Annotated in this window: 18 protein-coding genes; 7 read left to right on the top strand and 11 right to left on the bottom strand. The window is 73.7% G+C overall.

Annotated elements, in window-relative coordinates; genetic code table 11:
* Positions 1-144 precede the first annotated feature (144 nt).
* The 5 genes from ABT247_RS09170 to ABT247_RS09150 all read right to left on the bottom strand — a co-directional run bounded on the left by ABT247_RS09170 (position 145) and on the right by ABT247_RS09150 (position 6,318).
* Complete coding sequence (locus tag ABT247_RS09170; protein ID WP_350740376.1) at positions 145-1,164, bottom strand: LacI family DNA-binding transcriptional regulator; 1,020 nt, start codon at positions 1,162-1,164, stop codon at positions 145-147.
* 25 nt (positions 1,165-1,189) lie between these two features.
* The gene (locus tag ABT247_RS09165; RefSeq protein WP_350740373.1) at positions 1,190-2,887 is read right to left on the bottom strand and encodes a glycoside hydrolase family 13 protein; all 1,698 of its coding nucleotides are present in this window, start codon (positions 2,885-2,887) and stop codon (positions 1,190-1,192) included.
* A 126-nt stretch (positions 2,888-3,013) separates the two neighbouring features.
* Positions 3,014-3,919, bottom strand: a complete 906-nt coding sequence (locus tag ABT247_RS09160) for a sugar ABC transporter permease (protein WP_350740370.1) — start codon at positions 3,917-3,919, stop codon at positions 3,014-3,016.
* 40 nt (positions 3,920-3,959) lie between these two features.
* The gene (locus tag ABT247_RS09155) at positions 3,960-4,961 is read right to left on the bottom strand and encodes a carbohydrate ABC transporter permease (RefSeq protein WP_350740367.1); all 1,002 of its coding nucleotides are present in this window, start codon (positions 4,959-4,961) and stop codon (positions 3,960-3,962) included.
* A 76-nt stretch (positions 4,962-5,037) separates the two neighbouring features.
* Positions 5,038-6,318: an extracellular solute-binding protein gene (locus ABT247_RS09150; RefSeq protein ID WP_350740364.1), complete on the bottom strand. Its 1,281-nt coding sequence runs from the start codon at positions 6,316-6,318 to the stop codon at positions 5,038-5,040.
* 310 nt (positions 6,319-6,628) lie between these two features.
* Here ABT247_RS09150 and ABT247_RS09145 point away from each other — a divergent pair, with 310 nt between their 5' ends.
* Complete coding sequence (locus ABT247_RS09145) at positions 6,629-7,144, top strand: GNAT family N-acetyltransferase (protein WP_350740361.1); 516 nt, start codon at positions 6,629-6,631, stop codon at positions 7,142-7,144.
* Between the two features lie 23 nt (positions 7,145-7,167).
* Here the strand turns inward: ABT247_RS09145 and ABT247_RS09140 are convergent, their stop codons facing one another.
* Together ABT247_RS09140 and ABT247_RS09135 are read right to left on the bottom strand one after the other, a co-directional pair.
* A complete protein-coding gene (locus ABT247_RS09140; protein ID WP_350740358.1) occupies positions 7,168-8,232 on the bottom strand; it encodes an aldose epimerase family protein in 1,065 nt (354 codons plus the stop codon).
* Positions 8,233-8,476: 244 nt separating this feature from the next.
* Positions 8,477-11,332, bottom strand: a complete 2,856-nt coding sequence (locus ABT247_RS09135; protein WP_350740355.1) for an ATP-binding protein — start codon at positions 11,330-11,332, stop codon at positions 8,477-8,479.
* Between the two features lie 347 nt (positions 11,333-11,679).
* Between ABT247_RS09135 and ABT247_RS09130 the strand changes: the two genes are divergently transcribed.
* From ABT247_RS09130 to ABT247_RS09120, 3 genes are all read left to right on the top strand, one after another.
* Complete coding sequence (locus tag ABT247_RS09130; protein WP_350740352.1) at positions 11,680-12,627, top strand: terpene synthase family protein; 948 nt, start codon at positions 11,680-11,682, stop codon at positions 12,625-12,627.
* Positions 12,628-13,082: 455 nt separating this feature from the next.
* Entirely contained in the window at positions 13,083-14,606 is a 1,524-nt protein-coding gene (gene exaC / locus ABT247_RS09125; RefSeq protein ID WP_350740349.1) for an acetaldehyde dehydrogenase ExaC, read from the top strand.
* A gap of 230 nt (positions 14,607-14,836) precedes the next feature.
* The gene (locus ABT247_RS09120; RefSeq protein ID WP_350740346.1) at positions 14,837-15,160 is read left to right on the top strand and encodes a nuclear transport factor 2 family protein; all 324 of its coding nucleotides are present in this window, start codon (positions 14,837-14,839) and stop codon (positions 15,158-15,160) included.
* A 114-nt stretch (positions 15,161-15,274) separates the two neighbouring features.
* Here ABT247_RS09120 and ABT247_RS09115 read toward each other — a convergent pair whose 3' ends face one another.
* Positions 15,275-16,495: a serine hydrolase gene (locus ABT247_RS09115; RefSeq protein WP_350740343.1), complete on the bottom strand. Its 1,221-nt coding sequence runs from the start codon at positions 16,493-16,495 to the stop codon at positions 15,275-15,277.
* A 132-nt stretch (positions 16,496-16,627) separates the two neighbouring features.
* Here ABT247_RS09115 and ABT247_RS09110 point away from each other — a divergent pair, with 132 nt between their 5' ends.
* From ABT247_RS09110 to ABT247_RS09100, 3 genes are all read left to right on the top strand, one after another.
* Positions 16,628-17,146 carry an NUDIX hydrolase gene (locus tag ABT247_RS09110; RefSeq protein WP_350740340.1) on the top strand — a complete coding sequence of 173 codons (519 nt, stop codon included), beginning with the start codon at positions 16,628-16,630 and terminating at the stop codon, positions 17,144-17,146.
* Between the two features lie 205 nt (positions 17,147-17,351).
* Positions 17,352-18,191, top strand: coding sequence for a TetR/AcrR family transcriptional regulator (locus tag ABT247_RS09105; protein ID WP_502892414.1), 840 nt, complete (start codon positions 17,352-17,354; stop codon positions 18,189-18,191).
* Between the two features lie 139 nt (positions 18,192-18,330).
* A complete protein-coding gene (locus tag ABT247_RS09100) occupies positions 18,331-20,232 on the top strand; it encodes a hypothetical protein (protein ID WP_350740334.1) in 1,902 nt (633 codons plus the stop codon).
* Positions 20,233-20,343: 111 nt separating this feature from the next.
* On the opposite strand, the gene ABT247_RS09095 is transcribed toward ABT247_RS09100, so the two are convergent.
* The 3 genes from ABT247_RS09095 to ABT247_RS09085 form a co-directional block, all read right to left on the bottom strand.
* On the bottom strand, positions 20,344-21,447 hold the full coding sequence (locus tag ABT247_RS09095; RefSeq protein ID WP_350740331.1) for a TetR/AcrR family transcriptional regulator C-terminal domain-containing protein: 1,104 nt from the start codon (positions 21,445-21,447) through the stop codon (positions 20,344-20,346).
* 176 nt (positions 21,448-21,623) lie between these two features.
* The gene (locus ABT247_RS09090; protein WP_350740328.1) at positions 21,624-22,457 is read right to left on the bottom strand and encodes a spermidine synthase family protein; all 834 of its coding nucleotides are present in this window, start codon (positions 22,455-22,457) and stop codon (positions 21,624-21,626) included.
* 152 nt (positions 22,458-22,609) lie between these two features.
* The gene (locus tag ABT247_RS09085) at positions 22,610-23,728 is read right to left on the bottom strand and encodes a YeiH family protein (RefSeq protein WP_350740385.1); all 1,119 of its coding nucleotides are present in this window, start codon (positions 23,726-23,728) and stop codon (positions 22,610-22,612) included.
* Positions 23,729-23,736: the final 8 nt, after the last annotated feature.

The raw sequence follows: 23,736 nt of genomic DNA, 5'->3' as shown, positions 1-23,736 counted from the left end.
CGGAAGCCCCCCGGGCGTCCGGCAGAGCCCGGACGGAGGCCGCACGCCAACGGGCGGGCCCCGGAGAGCAACTGCTCTCCGGGGCCCGCCCGTTCACGTCCGATCGCGCACCGCGCGGCCGTCAGGCCCTCCCCCGCCGGGGGCTCAGCGCGGACAGGCCCCCGTGGACCCGCGCATCACCAACTCCGGTTGGAACATGAACTCCCCGCGCTGGGCGGCGTTCCCGCCGACCTCCTCCAGCAGCGCGTCCACCGCCGCCGTGGCCATCGCCTCGACCGGCTGGCGGATCGTGGTCAGCGGCGGCTCGGTGAAGGCGATCAGCGGCGAGTCGTCGAAGCCGACCACCGACACGTCCTGCGGCACCGACAGCCCCCGCTGCCGCACCGCCCGGATCGCCCCGAGCGCCATCATGTCGCTCCCGCAGACGATCGCCGTGCAGCCCTTGTCGAGCAGCGCGCCGGCCGCCGCGTGCCCGCCCTCCACGCTGAACAGCGTGTGGTGGACGAGTTCCTCGGCCTCCTCCCGGCTGCGCCCGAGCACCTCGCGCATCGCGGCGGTGAAGCCCTCCATCTTGCGCAGCACCGGCACGTACCGCCGCTGCCCGACGGCCAGCCCGATCCGCTCGTGCCCGAGTTCGGCGAGGTGCTGGACGGCCATCCACATCGCGGACCGGTCGTCCGGCGAGATGAAGGGTGCGTCGATCCGCTCGCTGTAGCCGTTGATGAGCACGAACGGCACCCCGCGCCCGGCCAGTCGGGCGTAGCGGTCGTGGTCGGCGGTGGTGTCGGCGTGCAGCCCGGAGACGAACACGATGCCCGCCACGCCCCGGTCGACCAGCATCTCCACCAGTTCGTCCTCGGTGGACCCGCCCGGCGTCTGGGTGCACAGCACCGGCGTGTAGCCATGCCGGCTCAACACCTGCTCGATCACCTGCGCCAGCGCGGGGAAGATCGGGTTGCTCAGCTCCGGCGTGATCAGCCCGATCAGCCCGGCGCTGCGCTGGCGCAGGCGGGTCGGCCGCTCGTAACCGAGCACGTCGAGCGCGGCCAGCACGGTCTGCCGGGTCGCGGCGGAGACGTTCGCCTTGCCGTTGAGTACGCGGGAGACGGTGGCTTCGCTGACCCCCGCCTGCGCCGCGATGTCTGAGAGTCGCGCCGTAGTCACGGTCCCAGAGCCTATTGCAACCACGTCAGACCGCCCACCAGCCGGTGCTGTCCGGAGCGAGCACCGTCTCGCCGCCGTCCACCGCGAGTTCGGTCGAGCCGAGCAGCAGTCGACCGGGCGCCGCCATTCGCACCGGCTCGCCGGTGGTGTTCACGGTGCAGACGAAGGAGCCGCGGCGGAACACCAGCGTGCCCTCGGGGGAGTCCAGCCACTCGACCTCGGTGCCGGCGCCCAGGTCCGGCTGGGACCGGCGGACGGCCAGCGCGCTGCGGTAGAGCTCCAGGGTGGACGTCGGGTCGCCGGTCTGCGCCTCGACGCTGAGCTCGGCCCACTCGGCCGGCTGCGGCAGCCAGGACGGTCCGCCCGGCACCGGCCCGAAGCCGTAGGGGGCCTCGGTGCCGGACCACGGGATCGGCACCCGGCAGCCGTCGCGGTAGCCGTCCTGCCCGGCCTGGCGGAAGAAGGACGGGTCCTGGCGGACCTCGTCCGGCAGGTCGGTGACGTCCGGCAGGCCGAGTTCCTCGCCCTGGTAGACGTACGCGGAGCCGGGCAGCGCGAGCATCAGCAGGCTGGCGGCGCGGGCGCGGCGCAGGCCGAGCTCGCGGTCGCCGGGGGTGCGGATCTGGGTGCCGAGGCCGGGCTCGTTGGCGAACCGGGTGGCGTGCCGGGTGACGTCGTGGTTGGACAGCACCCAGGTGGTGGGGGCGTCGACCGGGCGCATCGAGTCGAGCGACAGGTCGATCACCTCGCGCAGCGCGGTGGCGTCCCAGTCGGTGCCCAGGTACTGGAAGTTGAAGGCCTGGTGCAGTTCGTCGGGCCGGACGTAGTTGGCGGTGCGCTGGACGGTCGGGGTCCAGGCCTCGGCGACGCCGATCCGCTGGCCCGGGTACTCGTCGAGGATCTTGCGCCAGCTGCGGTAGATCTCGTGGACGCCGTCCTGGTCGAAGAACGGCATGACGTCGTTGCCGAGCAGCTTGAGCTGGTCGCCGCCGCCGAGGTCGGGCAGGCCGGGGGCCTTGACCAGGCCGTGGGCGACGTCGATGCGGAAGCCGTCCACGCCCATGTCGAGCCAGAACCGCAGGATCGAGCGGAACTCGTCGGCGACGGCCTGGTTCTCCCAGTTGAAGTCGGGCTGCTCGGGGGCGAACAGGTGCAGGTACCAGTCGCCGGGGGTGCCGTCCGGGTTCTCGGTGCGGGTCCAGGCCGGGCCGCCGAAGATGGACTCCCAGTCGTTGGGCGGCAGTTCGCCGTTCTCGCCCTTGCCGGGGCGGAAGTGGTAGCGGTCGCGCAGCGGGGACGCGGGGCCCTCGCGCAGGGCGCGCTGGAACCACTCGTGCTGGTCCGAGGAGTGGTTGGGGACGAGGTCGACGATGATCCGCAGGCCCAGCTCGTGGGCGTCCCGGATCAGCGCGTCGGCGTCCAGCAGGGTGCCGAACATCGGGTCCACCGCGCGGTAGTCGGCGACGTCGTAGCCGGCGTCCGCCTGCGGCGAGGCGTAGAACGGGGAGAGCCAGACGGCGTCCACGCCGAGGTCGCGCAGGTACGGCAGGCGGCTGCGGATGCCGGGCAGGTCTCCCATGCCGTCCCCGTTGGAGTCGGCGAAGCTGCGCGGGTACACCTGGTAGATGACCGCGTCCCGCCACCAGCCTCTGGACGCGCTGACGTTCGCCTCGTGAGCGGTGTCGGCGGCGGGCCGGGAGGTGTCGGCCAGGTTCTGGGTCATGGACGGAATCCCTTGGGGACTAGAGGAGCGGGGAACGCCGGGTCCGCGGTGAGCGCCGGGTCCGTGCCGGGCGCCCGTCTGCGGTGGGCGCCGGGCGCGGAGTCGGCGCCGGAGTGCGGCGGGGCGTTACGACTTGGAGGCACCGGCGGTCAGGCCGGTGACCAGGTGGCGCTGCACCAGGTAGAAGAAGGCCGCGGACGGGATGGCGATCAGCACGGCGGTCGCCGCCATCAGGTTCCACTGGGCGTCGTGCTCGCTGACGAAGGTCTGCAGGCCGACCGCCAGCGTGTACTTGTCGGAGCTGAGCATGAAGGTGGAGGCGAAGGGCACCTCGGCCCAGTAGGTGAGGAAGGAGTAGAAGGCGGCCACCGCCAGTCCCGGCCGGGCGAGCGGCAGCACCAGCCGCCAGAAGGTGCCGAACGGGGTGAGCCCGTCGACCCGGCCGGCCTCGTCGATCTCGACCGGGATGGTGTCGAAGTAGCCCTTCAGCAGCCAGGCGCAGTACGGCACGGTGGTGGTGGAGTAGACCAGGATCAGGCCGGTGTAGCTGTCCAGCAGGCCGAGTTCGGAGAGCATCGTGTACATCGGCACGATCAGGACCGCGATCGGGAACATCTGGGTGACCAGCAGTGACCACATCAGCGGCCGGTGCCCCGGGAACTTCATCCGGGAGACGGCGTAGCCGGTGGTGGCGGCGACCATCACGCCGAACACGGTGGTGATGCCGGAGACCAGCACGGCGTTGCCGAACCAGGTGAAGAAGTCGGTGTCGGCCAGCACGTGCTGGTAGTTCGACAGCGTGAGCTTGTCGAGGATCTGGCCGGGGTGGAGGTAGTCGGTCTTGTCCGGTCCGAGCGAGACGAACAGGATCCACGCGACCGGGAACAGCGCGATCAGTCCGGCGAGGGCCAGGGCGGCGTGGGACAGCGTCCTGGCCAGCGGGCCGCTCTCGCCGCGCGGACGGACCTTGGCCGGCCTGGCGGCCGGGGCCGTGGTCGGCGCCGGGGCGGGGCGTTCGGTGGTGGTGCTCATCGGGGGTACCTGCCTTCGTGGGTCAACTGGGTCCGGGGCCTCAGCCGTTGGCCTGCTCGTTGCGGGCGAGCCAGCGCCGGTAGAAGGCGGTGAAGACGATCAGGATGGACAGCAGGATCACGCCGTAGGCGGCGGACTGGGCGTAGTCCCGGGGGATCTGTCCGAAGCCGAGGCGGTAGGCCCAGGTGACCAGCAGCTGGGCGTCGGGGGCGCCGGTGCCGAAGAGCAGGAAGATGACGTTGAACTGGTTGAACGTCCAGATCACGCCGAGCAGGACGACGGTGGAGGAGACGGTGCGCAGCCCGGGCAGGGTGACGTGGCGGAACTGCTGCCAGCGGGTGGCGCCGTCCATCTCGGCGGCCTCGTACAGCTCGGCCGGGATCGACTGCAGTCCGCCGAGCAGCGAGATCATCATGAACGGCACGCCGGCCCAGGTGTTGACCAGGATCGCGGCCGCCTTCTGCGCCAACGGGTCGGTGAGCCAGCCGGGTTGGGGCAGGTGCAGGGCGGAGAGGGCGCTGTTGACGACGCCGCCGTCGGAGAGCATCAGCCGCCAGGAGAAGACGGTGACGAAGGTCGGCACGGCCCAGGGCAGGATGAGCAGCATCCGGTAGGCGGCGCGTCCGCGCAGCTTCTTGTTGAGCAGCAGGGCGAGGCCGAGGCCGAGGGTGTAGTGCAGGGAGACGCAGATGCCCGTCCAGGCGATGGTCCAGACGAAGTGCGACCAGAAGCGGTCGTACGAGCCGGGGCCCCACAGGATGTCGGCGTAGTTGTGGAACCCGACGAAGTCGTAGCTGGCCGGGATCTTGTTGACGCCGATCGTGCGGGCGGTGTTGAGGCTGTTGGCGTCGGTGAGGGTGAGCCAGACGCCTTCGACGAGCGGGTAGAGCACCAGCACGCCCAGCACCAGCACGACCGGGGCGATCATCGCGTAGGCGTACCAGTGCTTGGCGTAGGAGCGCTTGAGGCGGTCCAGCGGGCCCGGACGCTGATCGCGCTCCCGGCTGCCCTTGCCGGTGGCGCCCTGGACGGCGACTGACATCGTTTGCACCTTCTCGGGGGATCTCGGGGGAGCCGACGGCCCGGCCTGCCGGAGGTCGGCAGGCCGGGCCCGGGGACTACTTGGCGAAGCCCGGCAGGAGCTTGGCGTAGTCGGTGGCGACGGTGTTCAGCGCGTCCTGGGTGGCGGTGCCCTGGAGGGCCTTGCCGAGGTTCTCGCCGAGGGAGGAGAACAGCGAGCTGTACTCGGGCAGTTCGGGGCGCGGCTTGGCGCTGTTCAGGATGCCCTGGAAGCCGGCGATGCCCGGGTCGGCCTTGACGTCGGCGGTGAAGGCGTCGGAGCGGGTCGGCAGGGTGGAGTTCTTCTGCGCGATGAAGGCCTGGCTCTCGGCCGAGGTCATGAAGGCGGCGAACTTCTCGGCGGCGGCCTTGTGGGCCTTGTCCGCTCCGGCGTAGACCGAGATGTTGTGGCCGCCGGTGGGGGCGCCGGCCTTGCCGCCGGAGCCGCCCGGGACGGCGGCGATGCCGAGGTTGTTCTTGTCGGCGAAGGCGGAGCCCTTGTAGATGTTGGTGATCTCCCACGGGCCCTGGATGATCGCCGCGACCTTGCCGCTGTTGAAGGCGTCCATCATGTGGGCGTAGGCGTCGGTGGTGACGTCGGCCTTGGCCAGGCCGGGGCCGTTGAACATCGACTTGTAGGTCTCGACGGCCTTGACGGCCTCGGGCGAGGTGACGGTGATCTTCTTGCCGGCGGCGTCGACGGTGTCGGTGCCCTCGCCGAACAGGAACGGCATCGCGTAGTAGCCGTCCGCGGCCTTGAGCCAGAAGCCGTCCACGCCGGCCTTGTCCTTGATCGCGGCGGCGTCGGTCCTGAGCTCGTCCCAGGTCTTCGGCGCGGTGGTGATGCCGGCCTTGGCGAAGAGCTCCTTGTTGTAGAGCAGGCCCAGGGTGTCGGTCACCAGCGGGACGCCGTACAGCTTGCCGTCGTACTTGGCCTGCTGGATCAGGCTGGGCTGGAAGGTGGAGGTGTCGGCGGCGGCCGGGGTGCCGTCCAGCGGCTCCAAGAAGCCGGCCTTGGCGAAGGCGGCGGTCCAGCCGACCTCGGAGCGGAACACGTCCGGCGCGCCCTTGGCTCCCATGGCGGTCTGCAGCTTGTTCTGCGCCTGGTCGAACGGCACGTTGACGAAGTCGACCTTGATGTTCGGGTTGGCCGCCTCGAACTTCTTGGCCAGTTCCTGGTAGTTCGGAGCCTCGTTGGTGGCGTTGGAGGTGTCCCAGTAGGTCAGGGTGACGGGGCCGTCGGCCTTGCCGTCCGAACCGGAGCCGCCACTGCTGCCACAGGCAGCCATCGAGACCGCGAGGGCCACAACGAGGGCAGAGGCCGCGATGCCACGCCGCATGAGAACTCCTTGGGAGGGTGGGGGTGCCCGAGATGTTCGGAGACAGGCGCATAATGGCTGCCTCGTGCCGACCGCACCTTCGCTGCCGTCGGGCTCGGGAAGGAAGTTAACAGCGGCGCAAGAGAGACGGAAAGTCCTTGCAGAAAGTTTCTGCAAGAAACGGCGATCGTTACATCCGTGTGTCCTGGACGTGGCCGCTCGGTAGTTGACAGCACGGTGCGATGGCGACATCCGTCCCGTTGTGCCCCGTTATGGCCGGCCGACGGGGCCTCCGGGGCCGGCCGGGAGGCGCTTGCAGCAGACTGGGCGGATGCGCATCAGAACCGCTGTCGACGACGACCTCGCGCTGCTGGTCGACCTGGAACGCGCCGCCGGAGCGCCCTTCGCCGCGATCGGGATGCCGGAGATCGCCGAGGACGAGCCCCCGGCCCCGGAGGAGCTGGCGCACTACCTGCGGCACGGCGTCGCCCTGGTCGCACAGGTCCCCGACGGGCCGGTCGCCGGCTACCTGCTGGCCGAGCCGGTGGACGGCGCCCTGCACATCGAGCAGGTGTCGGTCCACCCGGACCACGCCCGCCGGGGCATCGGCCGGGCCCTGATCGAGCACCTGGCCGAGCACCGGAGCGCCGGCGCCCCCGCGCTCACCCTGACCACCTTCGCGGACGTCCCGTGGAACGCCCCCTACTACGTCCGCTGCGGATTCCGCCCGCTCGCCGACCACGAGCTCACCCCGGGCCTGCGCCGGATCCGCCGCCGGGAGGCCGACCACGGCCTGGACCGCTGGCCCCGGCTCTGCATGCGCCGGGACCTCCCTGGCAACGGCTGACCAGGTACCGCCGGAACCGGCGGCTACCTGGTGCCCAGCCGCAGCACCGTGGTCGAGCGGAACTCCTCCCCCGGCCGCAGCACGGTGCTCGGGAACGCCGGCTGGTGCGGGGAGTCCGGGAAGTGCTGGGTCTCCAGCGCGATCCCGGCGAACGGGCCGTACGGCACCCCGCTCGCACCGGTGACCGCGCCCTGGAACTTGTTGGCCGTGTAGACCTGGATGCCCGGCTCGGAGGTCAGCACCTCGAGGGTGCGACCGCTGACCGGGTCCTCCAGCAGGGCGGCCCGCGCCGGGCTGCCGTCCGCCGGCCGGGCCCGCAGCACCCAGTTGTGGTCGTAGCCGCCGGGGCCGGCCAGCTGCGGGTGGTCGTCATGCACCGACTTGCCGATCGGCGTGGCCACCGTGAAGTCGAAGGGCGTGCCGGCCACCGGCTCCGTCCGCCCGTACGGGATCTGCCGCTCGTCGGCCGGGGTGTACTCGTCGGCGTCGAGGGTGAGCAGGTGGCCCAGGACGTCGCCGCTGCCCTCACCCGCGAGGTTGAAGTAGGCGTGGTTGGTCAGGTTGACGACGGTCGGCTTGCTGGTCACCGCGCGGTAGTCGATCACCAGCTCGCCGCCGGCGTCCAGGGTGTAGGAGACGCTGACGTCCAGCGCGCCCGGGAAACCCTGGTCGCCGTCCGGGCTGTGCAGCCGCAGCCGCACCCCGCCGTCGACCGGCTCGGCCGCCCAGATCCGCTGCGCGAAGCCGTCCGGCCCTCCGTGGATGGTGATCCCGCCGCCGGTCGGGGCGAGCGGGTGCTCCTGCCCGTCGATGGTGACCTCGCAGCGGTCGATCCGGTTGGCGTACCGGCCCACCACCGTGCCGTAGTGCCGCGCCGGGCCCAGGATCTGGCTCAACGTGTCCGTGGACAGCAGCAGTTGGGCAGTGCGGCCGGCCCGGTCCGGCGCGCTCAGGGTGTGCAGGGTGGCGCCGAGGTTGAGCACGCTCGCCTCGTACGGGCCCGCGGTGAGCGTCCAGCGCTGGATCGCGGCCCCCGCGCCCGAGGAGTCGAGGGGTCCGTGCCGCACCTCGGTGGGCTCGCTCGCCATGGCTGCTCCTCACTCGCGGCGACAGCGCCGCCGCCTCCGCCCGGTTCCGGGTCCGTCGATCCGTCAGGGGCGTGGTGGAGGCCCCGTGGTGTCCGTCAGCCTAGCGAGGGCGGCGGGGGCGGGGGCGCTCCCACGCCACCGCGCGCCGCCCGGACGCCTCCGCCCGCCGCCTCCGCCGGCCGCCACCGGCCGGGCCCTGCCGCTCAGGCCGCGATCCCGCTCCTCCTCCTGCCCGCGGCTCCCGCTACTCGCCGTGCTCCCGCTGCTCCTCGTGCGGCTGGCCCGGCAGCCCGAGTGCCGAGGCCAGGCCGTCCGGACCGCTGCCCGCCTTGCGGTAGACCGCCGCCAGCCGCCGGTTGACCAGGCTCAGCTGCACGCCCAGCTCCTCGGCGATCCGCTGCGGCGGCACACCCCGCGCCGCGCGCTTGGCGACCTCCCACTCGGGGCCGCTGAGCGTCTCCCGGAAGTCGCGCTTCTCCAGCCGGTTGGGCCGCAGCCCGTAGTTGGCCAGCTCCCGCCGGGCCTGGTCGACCAGCCGCTCCGCCGAGCAGTGCTGGGCCAGCTCGATGCCCTGGTACAGGTACTCCTGGGCGTCCTCCAGCCGCCCGACCCGGCGCAGTGCGGCCCCCAGGTCGACCAGCGCGACGGCGTGCTCGTACCCGGCCGGGGACTGCCCGAGGTACTCGACCGCCTGCTCCAGCAGATCGACCGCCTGTTCGCCGTTCTCGACCTGCGCCTGCAGCCGCAGCGCGCTGCCGATCGCCGAGGCGGTGCCGAAGCGGCGCGCGTCCGCGACGGCCTTCTGGGCGTAGCAGCGGGCCCGCTCGGGCTCGTCGTCGGCGATCGCGATGGCCAGGTGCCCGGCCCAGGGCGCCCAGACGGTGTTCCGCCAGCCGCGGACCTCCAGTTGGGCGCCGGCCTCGGTGAGCGCGGCCGCCGCGCCCGCGTGGCGCCGCATGGCGATCAGCAGCTTGCCGTACAGCGAGGCCGCGTCCGGCAGCACCATGGCCGTGGCGTGGTAGGGCGGGTGGAAGCCGAACTCGTTGGCCAGCGCCCAGGCCTCCTCGGTCCGGCCGCGGGCGATCAGGGTGTCCACCAGCACGCCGACGGCGTCCCAGGCCAGCGGCAGCTTCGCCCCGACGCGCTCGGAGATCCGGTACGCCCGGCGCAGGAAGTCCTCGGCCTCCGCGAGCAGGCCGCGGCGGAACCGGGCCAGGCCCATCAGGAAGTACGCGAAGCCCCGGTGGGCGCCGCTCCAACCGGCCACCTCGAACTGGATGATGGCGTCCGCGAACAGCCGCTCGGCCTGGGCGATGCGGTCGTTGTAGATGTAGGTGAGGCCCAGCATGGAGGGCAGTTCGAAGCCCCAGGTGGTGTCGGTCCAGCCGAGGCCCTTGGGCAGCCGGCCGCCGTCGAGGACCTCGTCGGCGAGCGCCAGCGCCTCGGCGGAGGGGTCGCCGCGCAGGGTGAGGTCCCAGGCGCGCATGGCGAGCACCGCGCGGTCGGCGGCCTCCTCCTGGCAGACCAGGGCGGCCTGGCCCAGTTCGCCGCTGTGGGCGAGCACCTCGGAGAGCCGGAAGGTGGCGTCCACCCGCAGGTCGGGGCGCAGCGGTACCTCGTCCGGGTCGAGGGCGAGCCTCAGCTGGTTGACGGTGGCGACGGGGTCGGTGAGCAGTGCGGAGCAGCCGAGTTCGTACAGCACCTCGGCCTTGATGTCGTCGGCGGGCGGCTCGTTGAGCGCGCGGTGCAGGCAGCGCTGGGCGGCCTCGGGGGCGCCGATCAGCTGGTGTTCGACCGCGGCTCGGCGCAGCTTCTTGACGATCCGGTCGTCGCCCTCGCCGGAGTGGGTCTCGACGAGGTGCCGGGAGGCGGCGAGCAGGCCGAGGCCGGCGTTCTCGATCTCGGCGGCGGCGATGCCGTGCATGCCGAGGCGGGTGGCCTCCGGCATGGTGTTGTAGATGGAGCTGGCGATCAGCGGGTGGACGAACTCGAGGTTGCCGTTGGGCGACTGGGTGAGCACCCGCTGCTTGCGCAGCTGCTTGATCGATTCCCGGGCGCCCTCGGTGCTCTGGGTGGAGATCCGGGTGGCGAGGTCGACCCGGATGTCGGTGCCGAGCATGGCGCAGGCCCAGGCGAACCGCAGGGTGCTGGCGCCGAGCCGGTCCAGCCAGGTCTTGAGGGTCATGCCGGTGGCGTCGACGGCGAGTTCGCGCAGCTGGCGGGAGTTCTCCTCGACCGGTTCGAGCTCCTGGTCGCGGACCTGGTCGAGCAGGGCGACCGCCTCGAAGGGGTTACCGTTGACGACGTTCCAGAACTCGTAGCAGAAGGCGTCCTCGGCCTTGTCGCCGAGCTCGGCACGGATCATGTCCGTGACGGAGTTCAGCGTGAGCCGGTTCAGCTCGTGCTTGCGGGCCTTGAGGGCGAGCACGCCCCGGCGGAGGTCCTGGGTCTCGGTGGGCCAGTCGTTCTCGTCCTCGCGGAAGGCGAAGACCAGGAGGACGGGCAGTTCGCTGGAGCGGACGGCGAACTTGGCGAGCCAGGAGAGGGACTCGGCGTCGGCCCAGTGGAGGTCGTCCACGATCATCACCATCGGCGCGCGGCGCGGTGCGAGCTGGGTGAGGACGTAGTCGAGGCCGTCGCGCACGCCCTGCGGGTCGAGGCGGCGGGCGCCGGCCTTGGGCTGCTTGAGGCCCATGGCCGGTCCGACGACCTCCTCCCAGGTGCCCATGACCTGGCGGAACTCGTCGGCCGCCAGGCTGCTGAGCACCGGCTGGAGCAGCTGGCGCAGCACGTGGTACGGCTCCTTGAACTGCCGCTCGCCACCGCGGGCGAACAGCACGCTGGCGCCGTCGCGGAGCTTGGCGATCCGCCGGACCTCGTGCAGCAGACTGGTCTTGCCGATGCCGGGGCGGCCGGAGAAGGTGAGCAGGTCGCCGATCTCGGTGCCGCCGGCGGCGAACTCGCGGCAGAGCCGGTCGATGGCGGCCTCCACCGAGCGCAGTTCGGCGTCGCGGTCGCGTAGCCTGACCCGGGGCCCGGCGCTGTCGCCGTCCCGGCCGGAACCGGCCCCCGCCCGCAGTCCGTTGCTCTGTTCGGTCACCGTCGCGCCTCCGCCTCGCCCGCTCCCGGCACGGCTCGCCACTGCCCGTGTCGACCACTGCCCGTAGGAGCCGCTCCATCACTGTTCGTGGAGCCGAGGTTAGCGCCGCGTGCGGCCCGCCGGGTGACATTCGTGCAGGCTGGGGCGGACGGGGAGGGTTCGGGCGGCTTGCCAAGGGCATTTGCCCTATATCCCTAACGTCCGATCAATACATCCGATACCCTACGGCCCTCGAGGCTCAGATGATCTTGCCCTCCACCCTCACCGTCAGGGCCTCCCCACGTCAACTCCCCCACGGTCAATGATCGAACCACAAGCGCCCCCTCCTCCGCTGCACCGGGAGTCCGATGTCTGACGACACCTCACTTCAGATCCCGTTCCCGCACCGCCGCAGTCCCCACGGCGCGTACGCCACCAAGCTGCACCGCGACTGGCTGATCCGCCACCCGCTGCTGCCCGATGCCGACCACCCCGGCTACGCGCACTGGGAGGTGGTCGACCTCGCCGCGCTCGGCTACCCGGACGCGGGGCCGGACGAACTCGCCCTGGCCGCGGACCTGATGGGTTTCTACTTCCTCTTCGACGACCAGTTCGACGGCCCGCTCGGCCGCCGCCCCACCGAGGTCGCCCCGATCTGCGAACGCCTGATCGCCGTCCTGCACGGAGCCCGGCCCGATCCGGGCTCCGCGGTCGAGACCGCCTTCGCCGACCTGTGGAACCGCAGCGTGCGCGGCATGCCCGCCCGCTGGCAGGCCCGCGCGGCCTACAACTGGGAGTACTACTTCGCCAGCCACCCGGCCGAGGCAGCCGGCCGGATCTCCACCCGGCCGCCGGACCGGGACGGCTACCTCGAACTCAGACGAGGCACCGCGGCGATGGAGACCATCTTCGACATGGTCGAACGCCTCGGCCAGTTCGAGGTTCCCGCCGCCGTCCTGCACCATCCGGTGCTGCGTCAGATCCGGCAGCTGGCAGCCGACATACCGTCACTGAGCAACGACGTGCGGTCCTTCCCGCTCGAGGCGCCGCGCGGGGACGTCAACAACCTCGTCATGATCGTGCAGCGGGAGCGCCGCTGCTCGGCCGAGGAGGCCTGCTCGGCGGTCCTGGCCGAGGCCCAGCTGATGGTCGAGCGCTGCGCCGACCTGCACGGCCGACTGCCGGACGTCTACCGGGAGTTGGGCCTGTCGCGGATCGAGGCGGCGATCGCCCAGCGGTACGCGGACGGGCTGATCACCTGGCTGGCCGGCTACCTGAGCTGGGAGGCCCGCACCGGCCGGTACCACGCGGTGTGAGCGGTCCGGCCCGCCCGGGGGCGGTCCCGCCGGCGGGAGGCCCACGCCGCACGCCGTCCGAGCGCCCCGCGTGCGCCCGGGGGCGCGACCGACCGGATCGCAGACCGACCGATCGAGCGCCGCCCCGGTCGCGCGCCGACCGTCCCGGGAGCCGCCCCGGACCGGGCGCCGACCATCCCGGGTGCCACCCCGTCCCGGGTGCCGCCCCGGACCGGGCGCCGAGCTGACCGCGCCCTGGCCGGATCGCACACCGTCCGTACGCCCCCGCCGTACGGACCGTGGCCGCGCCGCACCCCGGCGGCTATCGTGCTCGACGGCGGGCGCCCCCGACAGGGCGTCGGCCCGACTGCGTGTCCGTACCCTCCCGCCGGACCGCCCCCGACTGGGCGGCCCGGCGCGCCGCCCGGGCCCGACCGGCGTCGGACGGCGCCCGACGTCGCGAGGAGACACAGAGCATGACGGTCTACCAGCCCCCCGGCGCGCCCGGCAGCATCATCGCCTACCGCTCCCGCTACGAGCACTGGATCAACGGCGGTTGGACGCCCCCGGTCCGTGGCGAGTACTTCGGGAACCCCACCCCGGTCACCGGCGAGGTGTTCACCGAGGTGGCCCGGGGCACCGCCGAGGACATCGAGGTGGCGCTCGACGCGGCCCACGCCGCCGCCCCGGCCTGGGGCCGCACCTCCGTCGCCGAGCGGGCGCAGGTGCTGCTGCGGATCGCGGACCGGATGGAGGCCAACCTGGAGCGCCTGGCCGTCGCCGAGAGCTGGGAGAACGGCAAACCGGTGCGCGAGACGCTGGTCGCCGACCTCCCGCTCGCCGTCGACCACCTGCGCTACTTCGCCGGCGCGCTGCGGGCCCAGGAGGGCAGCCTCTCCCAACTGGACGAGGACACCGTCGCCTACCACTTCCACGAACCGCTCGGCGTGGTCGGCCAGATCATCCCGTGGAACTTCCCGATCCTGATGGCCGTGTGGAAGCTGGCCCCGGCGCTGGCGGCCGGCAACGCCGTGGTGCTCAAGCCCGCCGAGCAGACCCCGGCCTCGGTGCTGCTGCTGGCCGAGCTGACCGCGGACCTGCTGCCGCCCGGCGTGGTCAACATCGTCACCGGCTTCGGTGAGGAGGCCGGCGCCCCGCTCGCCGCCAGCCCGCGCGTGCGCAAGCTCGCCTTCACCGGCGAGACCGGCACCGGCCGGCTGATATCCCGGGCCGCCGCGGACAACCTGATCCCGGTCACCCTGGAGCTCGGCGGCAAGAGCCCCAACCTGTTCTTCGCGGACGTCGCCGCCGCCGACGACGCCTTCTACGCCAAGGCCGTCGAGGGCTTCGCGATGTTCGCCCTCAACCAGGGCGAGGTCTGCACCTGTCCGAGCCGCGCGCTGATCGAGTCCTCGGTCTACGAGCGGCTGCTCGGCGACGGTCTGGAGCGGGTGCGCGCGATGCGCCAGGGCGACCCGCTGGACACCGACACCCAGATCGGCGCGCAGGCCAGCGCCGAACAGCTGGAGAAGATCCTCTCGTACTTCGAGATCGGCCAGGCCGAGGGCGCCAAGGTGCTGGTCGGCGGCGAGCGCGCGGACCTCGGCGGCCCGCTGGCCGGCGGCTACTACGTCACGCCGACGGTCTTCGAGGGCGTCAACAGCATGCGGGTCTTCCAGGAGGAGATCTTCGGGCCGGTCGTCTCGGTCACCCGCTTCGAGGGCTTCGACGAGGCGGTCGCCCTCGCCAACGACACCCAGTACGGGCTGGGCGCCGGCGTGTGGACCCGTGACCTGAACACCGCTCACCGGGCCGGGCGCGCCATCCAGGCGGGCCGGGTCTGGACGAACTGCTACCACGCGTACCCGGCCCACGCGGCCTTCGGCGGCTACAAGAACTCGGGCATCGGCCGCGAGAACCACAAGGCCCTGCTGGAGCACTACCAGCAGACCAAGAACCTGCTGGTCAGCTACTCCCCCGACGCGGTCGGCCTGTTCTGACCCGGCCCCTCGAACAGCAGGACGCACGTGGAGCGGGAGGCCCGCCCGGGCCTCCCGCTCCACCGCCACTCCCCGTGGCGGGCCTATCAGGAAAAATCGCCTGTTTCAGGATCATAAGCACATGAATCCCCCCGATTCGCCGACGCGCCGCCGACATGCCCGGGCACGCCGCGCGAACGCCGTAGACAGGACTCCCCCAGTCCGACCGTCCCCGTTGGGAGTCCCGGCAGATGACCATCGCCCCCGCCAAGCTCACCGACCCCGCCGTCCGCGCGTTCGTCACCGCCGTCAACGCGGGCGACCGCGACGCCTTCCTCGCCCTGCTCACGCCGGACGCGACCATGACCGACGACGGCTCCGAGCGCGACCTGCGGGACTGGATCGACCGGGAGATCTTCGGCCCCAACGGCCGGATGGACGTCCAGACCGAGTCGAACGGCGGCCGCGCCCTCGTCGCCAACTTCACCAACGAGACCTGGGGCGAGATGCGCACCGCCTGGCGGTTCACCGTCGAGGACGGGAAGATCAGCCGCTTCGAGACCGGCCAGGCATGACCGGGACCGCCCGCGCGTGACCGGGGCCGGCCAGGGTGACCGGGACCGCCCGCGCGTGACCGGCCGTCTGCCCGGCCCGCCGCCCGGCCCAGTCGGTCCGGGCGGCCGATCGCCTCAGGACAGTCCCAGGCACCCCCGCACCGCGCGGATCAGGTTGCGCGAGCGGACGTCCCCGGTGACGCCCGGCTGCATGCCGTTGGTCACGTACCCGAACCCCAGGCCGAGCTCCGGGTCGGCGAAGCCCAGCGAGCCGCCCCGGCCCGGGTGGCCGAAGCTCGCCGGGGAGGCCATCGGGGCGGTCGGTCCGTGCCGCCAGAATCCCAGGCCGAAGGTCGAGTTGACGATCAGCACCCGGTCCGGCCCGTTCACCGCCGGACCGACCGCGTGGGCCATCGTCTCCGGGCCGAGCAGCGGCGGCAGTAGCGCGCCGGAGCCGTCCGGGCGGTCGGCCGCACCGATCAGCGCCGCGTAGAACCGGGCCAGCGAACGGGCGGTGCCGATGCCGCCCGCGCCGGGGATCTCGGCGGCCTGCACGGCCGGGTCGTTGAGGTCGACCCCGGGCAGGACCGAGGCGAAGGAACGGGCGGTCAGCGAGGTCGGATCCTGGTAGGCGTCCCGGACGGACTGCTTGGGCCGCAGCCGCAGCCCGCTCGGCCCGGTGCGGGCCGCCTCCGGGGCGGGCAGGTCGACCAGCTTGCCGACCCGGGGCGCGGCCCCGGCCGGCAGCCCGATCCACAGGTCCAGTCCGAGCGGCCGGGCGATCTCCTCGGCGAAGTACTGTCCGATCGTCCGACCGCTCACCCGACGCACCACCTCGCCCACCAGCCAACCGTAGGTGTACGGGTGGTAGCCGTGCGCGGTGCCCGGCTCCCAGGCGGGCGTCTGCGCGGCCACGGCGGCGACGGCCCGCTCCCAGGTCAGCACGTCCTCCAGGCGCAGCGGGTCGTCCAGTGCGGGCACCCCGGCCTGGTGCGACAGGAGCCAGCGCACGGGCACGCCGCCCTTGCCGGCCGCCGCGAACTCCGGCCAGTACGAGGCCGTCGGAGCGTCCAGATCGAGCAGGCCGCGCTCGGCGAGCAGCAGGGCGGCGGCCGCGGTCAGGCCCTTGGTGACGGAACGCATCACCTGGGCGGTGTCCGCCGTCCACGGCACGGCGGGCGCGGGCCGCCCACCGACCTCCGGCCGGGCGTCGCCGCCCCACAGGTCGACCACCTTCCGGCCGCGCACGTACAGCGCGAAGGCCGCGCCGAGCTCGCCGTACTCGGCGAAGTTCCGCGCGAACGCCGCCCGAACCGGTTCGAACCCCTCCGCCGTCTCGCCCCAGATCTCCACCATCGCGCGCCGTCCTCCGCCCGTCCGGACCCGCTCGTCCGGACCCTCTCCTCGGAGTCCGACCAGCGTCCCGGTGTCCGCCCAATCGATCGGTCCCGCGTTCGAAGCGGGCCTCGAAACCCTAACCTGTGGGACATGACCAACCCTTCCGAAGAACTGCTGGACGTCGTCGACGAGCACGACCGGGTCATCGGGACGGCGCGGCGCGCGGAGGTGTACCGGCGGGGGCTGATCCACCGCTGCGTCTTCGTCCTGGTCCGCGACCCGGCCGGCCGGATCTTCGTCCACCGCCGCACGGACACCAAGCTGTTCGCCCCCGGCGCCTACGACATGTTCGTCGGCGGGGTGGTCGGCTCCGGCGAGACCTACGCCGAGGCAGCCGTCCGGGAGGCCGAGGAGGAACTCGGCGTCCGGGGCATCCGCCCGCGACCGCTGTTCAAGTTCCTCTTCCGGGAACCGGACGGCGGCCGGCTCTCCTGGTGGTGCGACACCTACGAGGCGGAGTGGGACGGCCCGGTCTCCCCGCAGGAGTCCGAGGTGGCCTGGCACGCCTGGCTCTCCCCCGACGAACTCGCCGAGCGCCTCGCCCGCGACACCTTCGTCACCGACGGCCGCGAGGCCTACCGCCGCTACCTGGAGCTGCGGGCCGGCTAGAACACCGACCCGGCTGGAACCATGCTGAGGACGCCGGGTACCGTCCGGGGGCCGTGGCCGGGCCCGGGGCACATGGGCCGACGCGCGCGTGCCGGATAGGGTGGCGCACATGGCCTCCCGTACGCCGTCGCCGACGGCCGACCGCGCAGCACGGACCGCCGCCGCACCCGGCCGGGGCGCCGCCGGTGAGCGGCCGCGCCGGCGGCTGAGCGTGGACGAGCGGCGGGAGCAACTCATCGCCGTGGCCCTGGAACTGTTCAGCCGGCGGCCTCCGGAGGAGGTGTCGATCGACGACATCGCCGCCGCCGCGGGCGCCTCCCGGCCGCTGGTGTACCACTACTTCCCGGGCAAGCAGGCCCTGTACGAGGCGTCGCTGCGCCGGGCCGGTCGGGAGCTGTCGGCGCGCTTCGAGGAGCCCATGGAGGGGCCGCTGTCGGAGCGGCTGTACCGGGTGATGGGCCGCTACCTGGACTTCGTGCAGAGCCACGGGCCCGGCTTCGCCGCACTGCTGCGGGGCGGCTCGGTGGCGGCCAGCCCGGGCACCTCGGCGGTGATCGACGAGGTGCGCCGGGCCGCCCACGACCAGATCCTGAGCCACCTGGCGATCCCCCGGCCGAGCCCCGGGCTGCGGCTGGCCGTCCGGGCCTGGATCGCCAACGCCGAGATCACCTCGCTGGAGTGGCTGGCCGAGCGCTCCGTACCGCTGGAGGAGCTGCAGCTGCACCTGGTGCAGGAGTTCGTCGCCTCGCTCACCCTCACCGCGGCCCGAGAACCGGCCCTGGCCACCGAACTGGCCACCTTCTTCGCCGGCGAGCGGCCGGACGGGCCGACCGGACGCCTGGTCCGGGACCTCGCCGGACTGTTCGCCGTCCCCGGCATCCTCGACGCGGTCACCGTGCTCGCCGCCGGAACGGCTGACGCCGGTGCCCCGGTGTCCGGAGCGGCGGACGCCGGTGCCCCGGTGTCCGCAGCGCCGACGCGCGCGCCGGTGGACGAACCGTCCGCCGAGGCCACGCAGGGCTCCACCGGAACCGGCGGCGAATGATCATCGGGTGATCCTGCGGTTCGGCGACGACGGTGGGCTCTGATAGGAATGAGCAGGGATCCGACGGCGCGCCGCCCGAGCGGGCCCGGTCCCAGCCGGAACCACCGACGCAGACGGAGCAGAGCGGGGGGCTCACCAGTTGACCCAGGACGTCCAGTTCAGCGCGGAGGCCAACCCCTTCGCGGCGGCCGAGCAGGTCTGCTCGACCCTCGGCACGCTCACCGACGCCCTCTTCGACGAGCACACCTCACGCCACCCGGCGGCCTCGCTGAGCGCCCTGCGGACGGTGGGGCACCCCGCCGCCGAGGCGTTGTTCACCCTTCGGCTGGCACCCAACGGGCCGGTGCACGAGGCCTTCGACCGGCTCGGCACGGTGGTCACCGCCGGAACCGCCCGCCCCGGCACCGGCACCCCGATCGCCGACCGGGTGACGGCCGCGCTGCACGACCACTACGGCGGCGGGGCGGTGCGCGGCGCCATCGCGGACCGGGGCACCACCTCGGCCGCGCTGTTCCAGCTGCCGGTCACGGGTGAGTTCGCCGACGCCAAGCTCCGCCCGCCGTTCGCCCCGGCGCTGGCCGCGCTGGCGGCCGGGCAGCAGACCCGGCAGCCGGTCGAGCTGGCCACCGGCGCGGGCGCCGAGGTCCGCCTGGTCGTCCCGCCCGGCTTCCACCCGCTCACCTCCCCCGGCGGGCCCGCCGGAGCCTCCGCCCGTACCGTGCCCGCTCTGCCGGACGGTGCCGACGGCGGCGCCGACCGGGCCACCGCTGCGGCCGCCGCCGAGCTGACCGCGCATCTCGCCGAGGTGGCCGAGGAGTTGTTCGGCGCCACCGGCACGGCCCGGCGCCGCGACTTCGCGGTGATCGCCGCGACCCTGACCGACCTGGTCCAGGAGGCGGGCGTCCGCTACGCGGGTGTGTGCGCCCTGGAGGTGGACGGACGGGCCACGGACGCGACCCTGGTCATCTCGCTCGCCCGGCACCCGCTGCCGATCACCGCGCTCGCCACCGAACTGGCCACCGTACGGCGGCACGCCGAGGTGTGGACGGTGCTGCTCCCGGCCGGGCCGGCCGCCGTCCTGGTCGAGGGGCGGACCGTCCCGGTGCCCGGCCCGCTGGCCTCCGACGGGCAGCGGCGCTGGGTGGTCACCTCGGTCGTCCAGGCGTTCGTCCCGCTGCCGGACGGCGGCACGGTGCTGTGCGCCCAGCTGTCCACGGCGCGGCCGGAGGACTGGGACCTCTACACGGAGGCGTTCGCGGAGCTGCTGAAGAGCATCCAGTTCGGCTGGGACGGCGAGCCGGTCGCGGTGGCCGGTGGTGCCGCGAACGCGGCGGCGAGTCCGATGGCGAGCCCGGCGGCGCACGTGCCCCCGCCGACGGCAGTGCCCGTTCCGGCACCGACCGGCCCGGACGGCCCGGCACCCGTGCCGGCCGCCGCACCCGCGCCGGCCGCTGTCCCGGCGCCGGCCGCTGTCCCCGCGACCGAGGGGGCGGAGGAGGAGCCGGTGCACCTGCGCGGCACTCCGGTGCGCATCCCGCCCGCGGACTTCAACCCGTTCGCACCGGTGGCCGAGGAGACGACTGCCGGGGGCGCCGCCGGCCAGGCCGACGAGGAGCCGAAGGGCACGCCGGTGCTGATCCCGCCGCCGGACTTCGATCCCTTCGGCATGACGGACTTCTCGACCGGAGCCGCGGACGGGCCGACCGCACCGACCGCCGGGGGCGCCGCGGCTCCCGACCCGTTCGGCACGACGATCGCGGCCGAGCAGCAGGCGGACCCGTTCGGTACGACCGTCGCCGCGAAGGGTCCGGCCGTCCCGCCGCCGCCCTCGGTACCGCCGCGCGTTCCGGCCCAGGCGGCCCCTGCGGAGGACACCCCGGCGGCGGAGGCGGAGCCGGGTCGTGGCAAGGGCACGCCGGTGCTGATCCCGCCGCCGGACTTCGACCCCTTCGGCATGACGGAGTCGTCGAGCGGCGTCGCGGAGGAGCCGGAGGCGGAGAGCCAGGCCGACGCGGAGCCGGAGCACCGGCCCTTCGGCTGACGAGCTGCGGGCGCGCGCCGGCGACGGGCGCGCGCCGGCGACCGGCGGCGACTGACGGCGACGGGCGACGGCCACCGGGTTCAGGTCCCGTTCGCCGACTCCCGTCCGCTGTCACCCGTCGCTGCTCCCGTTCCCTCTTCCCGTTCGCCGCCCCGCGCCTGCGCCCGAGCGCCCGTCCCGGCGCACCTCGACCAGCGCCGCCACCCCGTCCAGCATCCGCGCCAACCCGAACTCGAACAGCGCCTCCAGACTCAGGTCGACCTCCGGCCCCCGGTTCAGCGCCTCGAACATCGGGAACCGCTCCGGATCGGACATCAGCCGGTCGTGGTCCTCGTCGTCCAGCCGGTCCATCCACTCGTCCGCGGACATCCCGCTGTCCTGCTCCGCCTGTGCCTCCCGCTCGAAGTGGACGGCCAGCCCGCAGGTGAAGGCCGCCAGCGCGACCGCGGCCTGGGCCATCTCCTCCGGGCTCAGCCCCAGTCCGGCCAGCGCGGCCATCGACCGCTCGGTGTGCACCGCCGCGTCCGGCGCGAGCACCGGCCGGGTGAAGGACATCGTCGACGCCAGCCACGGGTGCCGCCGGTAGATCCGCCACTGCAGCCGCGCGACCTCCTCCAGCCCCGCCCGCCAACCCGGCACCGGCGGGTCGGGCAACGGGTGCGCCCTGAAGACCGTGTCCGTCATCAGCCGCAACAACTCGTCCTTGCCGGGCACATGGCGGTAGAGCGACATGGTCGCGACGCCCAGCTCGGTGGCGACCCGGCGCATGGACAACGCCGCCAGCCCCTCCGTGTCGGCCACCCCGACCGCCGTCGCGACGACCCGCTCCCGGCTCAACTCCCGTTCGCCGCCCCGGGTCCGCCGCGCCCCCGGGCTGCCCGCGCCTCGCGGCCCCGCGCCCGGCGCTCCACCCGGCACCGCGCCCGACGCCCGCCCGGCCTCCCGGACCACCCCGGACGCCGCGGCCGAAGGCGGAGCCACCACCACCGTCCCCACCCCGGGAACGGCCCTGACCAGCCCCTCCTCGCGCAGCCGGGTGAGCACCTTGGTCGCGGTGGCCATCGCCACGCCCCACTCCCGGGTGATCCCGCGGGTGGACGGCACCCGGGCCCCGGGCTTCAACGCCCCCGCCGCGATCCGCCGCCGCAGTTCGGCCGCGATCCGCTCCGAAGGAGTCCCCTGCTCCACCACACCCACCACCGCCCGCTCGACCACCGCACTGGTGCACCGTGATCGCCCACGCTAGCAGTCGGCCATCGGCCGGGCCCCGCCCGCTCGTTCGGGCCCGGGCCGCCCCGGACGACGATCCGGTGCAGCTTCCGGATCCGCCCGGCGGACGGCGGCCACGGGGTGCACGGCCGCAGCGCTGCGGGCCGGCGCTCCGGGCGTCCTCAGTCCGCCCGCCGCGCCAGGTGCACCACGTCCGGCACGCCCCTGCTGACCGGCACCTCGTGCGTGGCGACGTCGGAGAAGCCGGCCGCCCGCAGCGCCTCCTCGAAGGCCGGGGAGGGCTGGGCGCTCCACACCGCCAGCACCCCGCCGGGCCTCAGCCGGTGCCACAGCACCGCGAGCCCGTCCGCGCCGTACAGGCCGCTGTTGGAGTCGGTGACGGTCCAGTCCGGACCGTTGTCGATGTCCAGGCACAGCGCGTCGTAGCGCTCGCCGTCCGCCGCCGCGAGGTACTCCAGCAGGTCGGTGTGGAGCACCGTGACCCGTTCGTCGTCCAGCGCACCGCCGGAGAAGGCCCCGAGCGGGCCGTTGCGGTGCCAGTCGATGATCGCGTTCTCCCGCTCGACGACGGCGATCCGGCCCCAGCGCGGTTCGGCCGCGGCGTACGCCAGCGAGAAGCCGACTCCGAGACCGCCGATCAGCACCGACGGCCCGAGGACCGGACCGCCCGGACCGCCCGGGCCGCCCTGGCCGCCCTGGCCGCCCTGGCCGCCCTGGCCGCCCTGGCCGCCCTGGCCGCCCTGGCCGCCCTGGCCGCCCTGGCCGCCCGCCGTGCCGTCCCCGCTCCGACCGGTAGCGTCCAACGCGTCCAGCGCCGCCTGGATCAGCAGCCGCTCGGAACGCCCGTCGGCGGTGTCCATCAGGAAGCAGCCGTTGGCGATGATCTCGTAGTGCCGTCCGCGCTGCCGCAGCACCACCTCGCCGAACGGCCCCTCCCGCCGGTCGAGCGTGACGACGGCCTCGTGGCCGTCCCGTTGGGGCAGTGCGGTGGTCATGCGTCCTCCTCGACGTACTCGGCAGCAAGGACCGTACCGGTGCGCACGATCACGCGCCCGACAATAACCGAGCTCGCCCGCGCCCGTGGAGCGGTCCTCGGTGGGCAGCGGAGCCGGAGCCGCGGCCCGGGGCGCCGCCCGTGCCCCGCCCCTCACGTCGTGAGCAGCACTCCCGCGTACGACACGCCCGCCACGACCACCCACGACCCCAGTCCGAGCAGCGCGATCCGCCCGCCGGTGCGCACCATGGTCGGCAGGTGCACGGCGCTGCCGAGCCCGAACAGCGCGGCGGCGAGCAGCAGTTCCTGCGCGTCCCCGGCCAGGCCGAGCGCCCGGTCGGGCAGCACCCCGGTGGTCCGCAGCACGATCATCGCGAGGAACCCGGCCACGAACAGCGGCACGATCGGCGGCCGACGGGCACTCCTCGTCCCGGCAGCCCCAGGAGCCCCGGCAGTCCCAGCAGAGCCGGCCCCGCCGGCTCCCGCAGACTCGGCACCCCCGGCATCCCCGGCAGCCCTGCCCGCGTTCCGCCGCACCACCACGGCCACCCCCGCGACCAGCGGCGCCAGCAGCATCACCCGCATCAGCTTGACCAGGACGGCCTCCCGCAGCGCCCCGGCCCCGCCGGTCTGCGCGGTGGCCACCACCTGCCCGACGTCGTGCACGCTCGCGCCGACCCAGCGCCCGAACTCCACCCCGTCCAGCCCCAGCGGGTGCTGGAGCAGCGGCAGCACGGCGATCGCCAGCGTCCCGCACAGCGTGACCAGCGCGACCGAGGAGGCGACGTCCTCCTCCTCGCTCCCGGCCGCCTGGCTGACCGCGCCGATCGCCGAGGCACCGCAGATCGAGTACCCGGTGGCGACCAGCAGCGGCTGGTCCCCGGGCAGTCCGAGCCTGCGGCCGAGCCACATCGTGCCCGCGAAGGTGGCCGCGACGACCGTGAGCACCATGGCGACGGTGGCCCAGCCGAGCCCGAGGACGTCGTCCAGGCTGAGCTTGAGCCCGAGCAGGACGATCCCGAGCCGCATCAGCCGCTTCCCGGCCGTGGACAGCCCGGGCCGGGCGACGCCGCGCACCACCGGGCGCAGACCGGGCAGGTGGGCCGCCGCCATGCCGAGCACGACGGCGGCGGTGAGCTTGGGCACGGCGGGGACGACGGCGTGGACGGCCAGGGCGGCGGCCACGCCGGCCGCGGCGAGCAGCAGCCCGGGGGCGTCCCCGCCGAGCGGGGGGAGTGAACGGGTGCGGGCGGCCCGCTCCCGGAGGGTCAGTGCCACGC

The sequence above is a fragment of the Kitasatospora sp. NPDC001539 genome (assembly GCF_040298565.1).
Classification (GTDB): Bacteria; Actinomycetota; Actinomycetes; order Streptomycetales; family Streptomycetaceae; genus Kitasatospora.
This window is presented reverse-complemented; position numbering and strand designations above follow the sequence as displayed.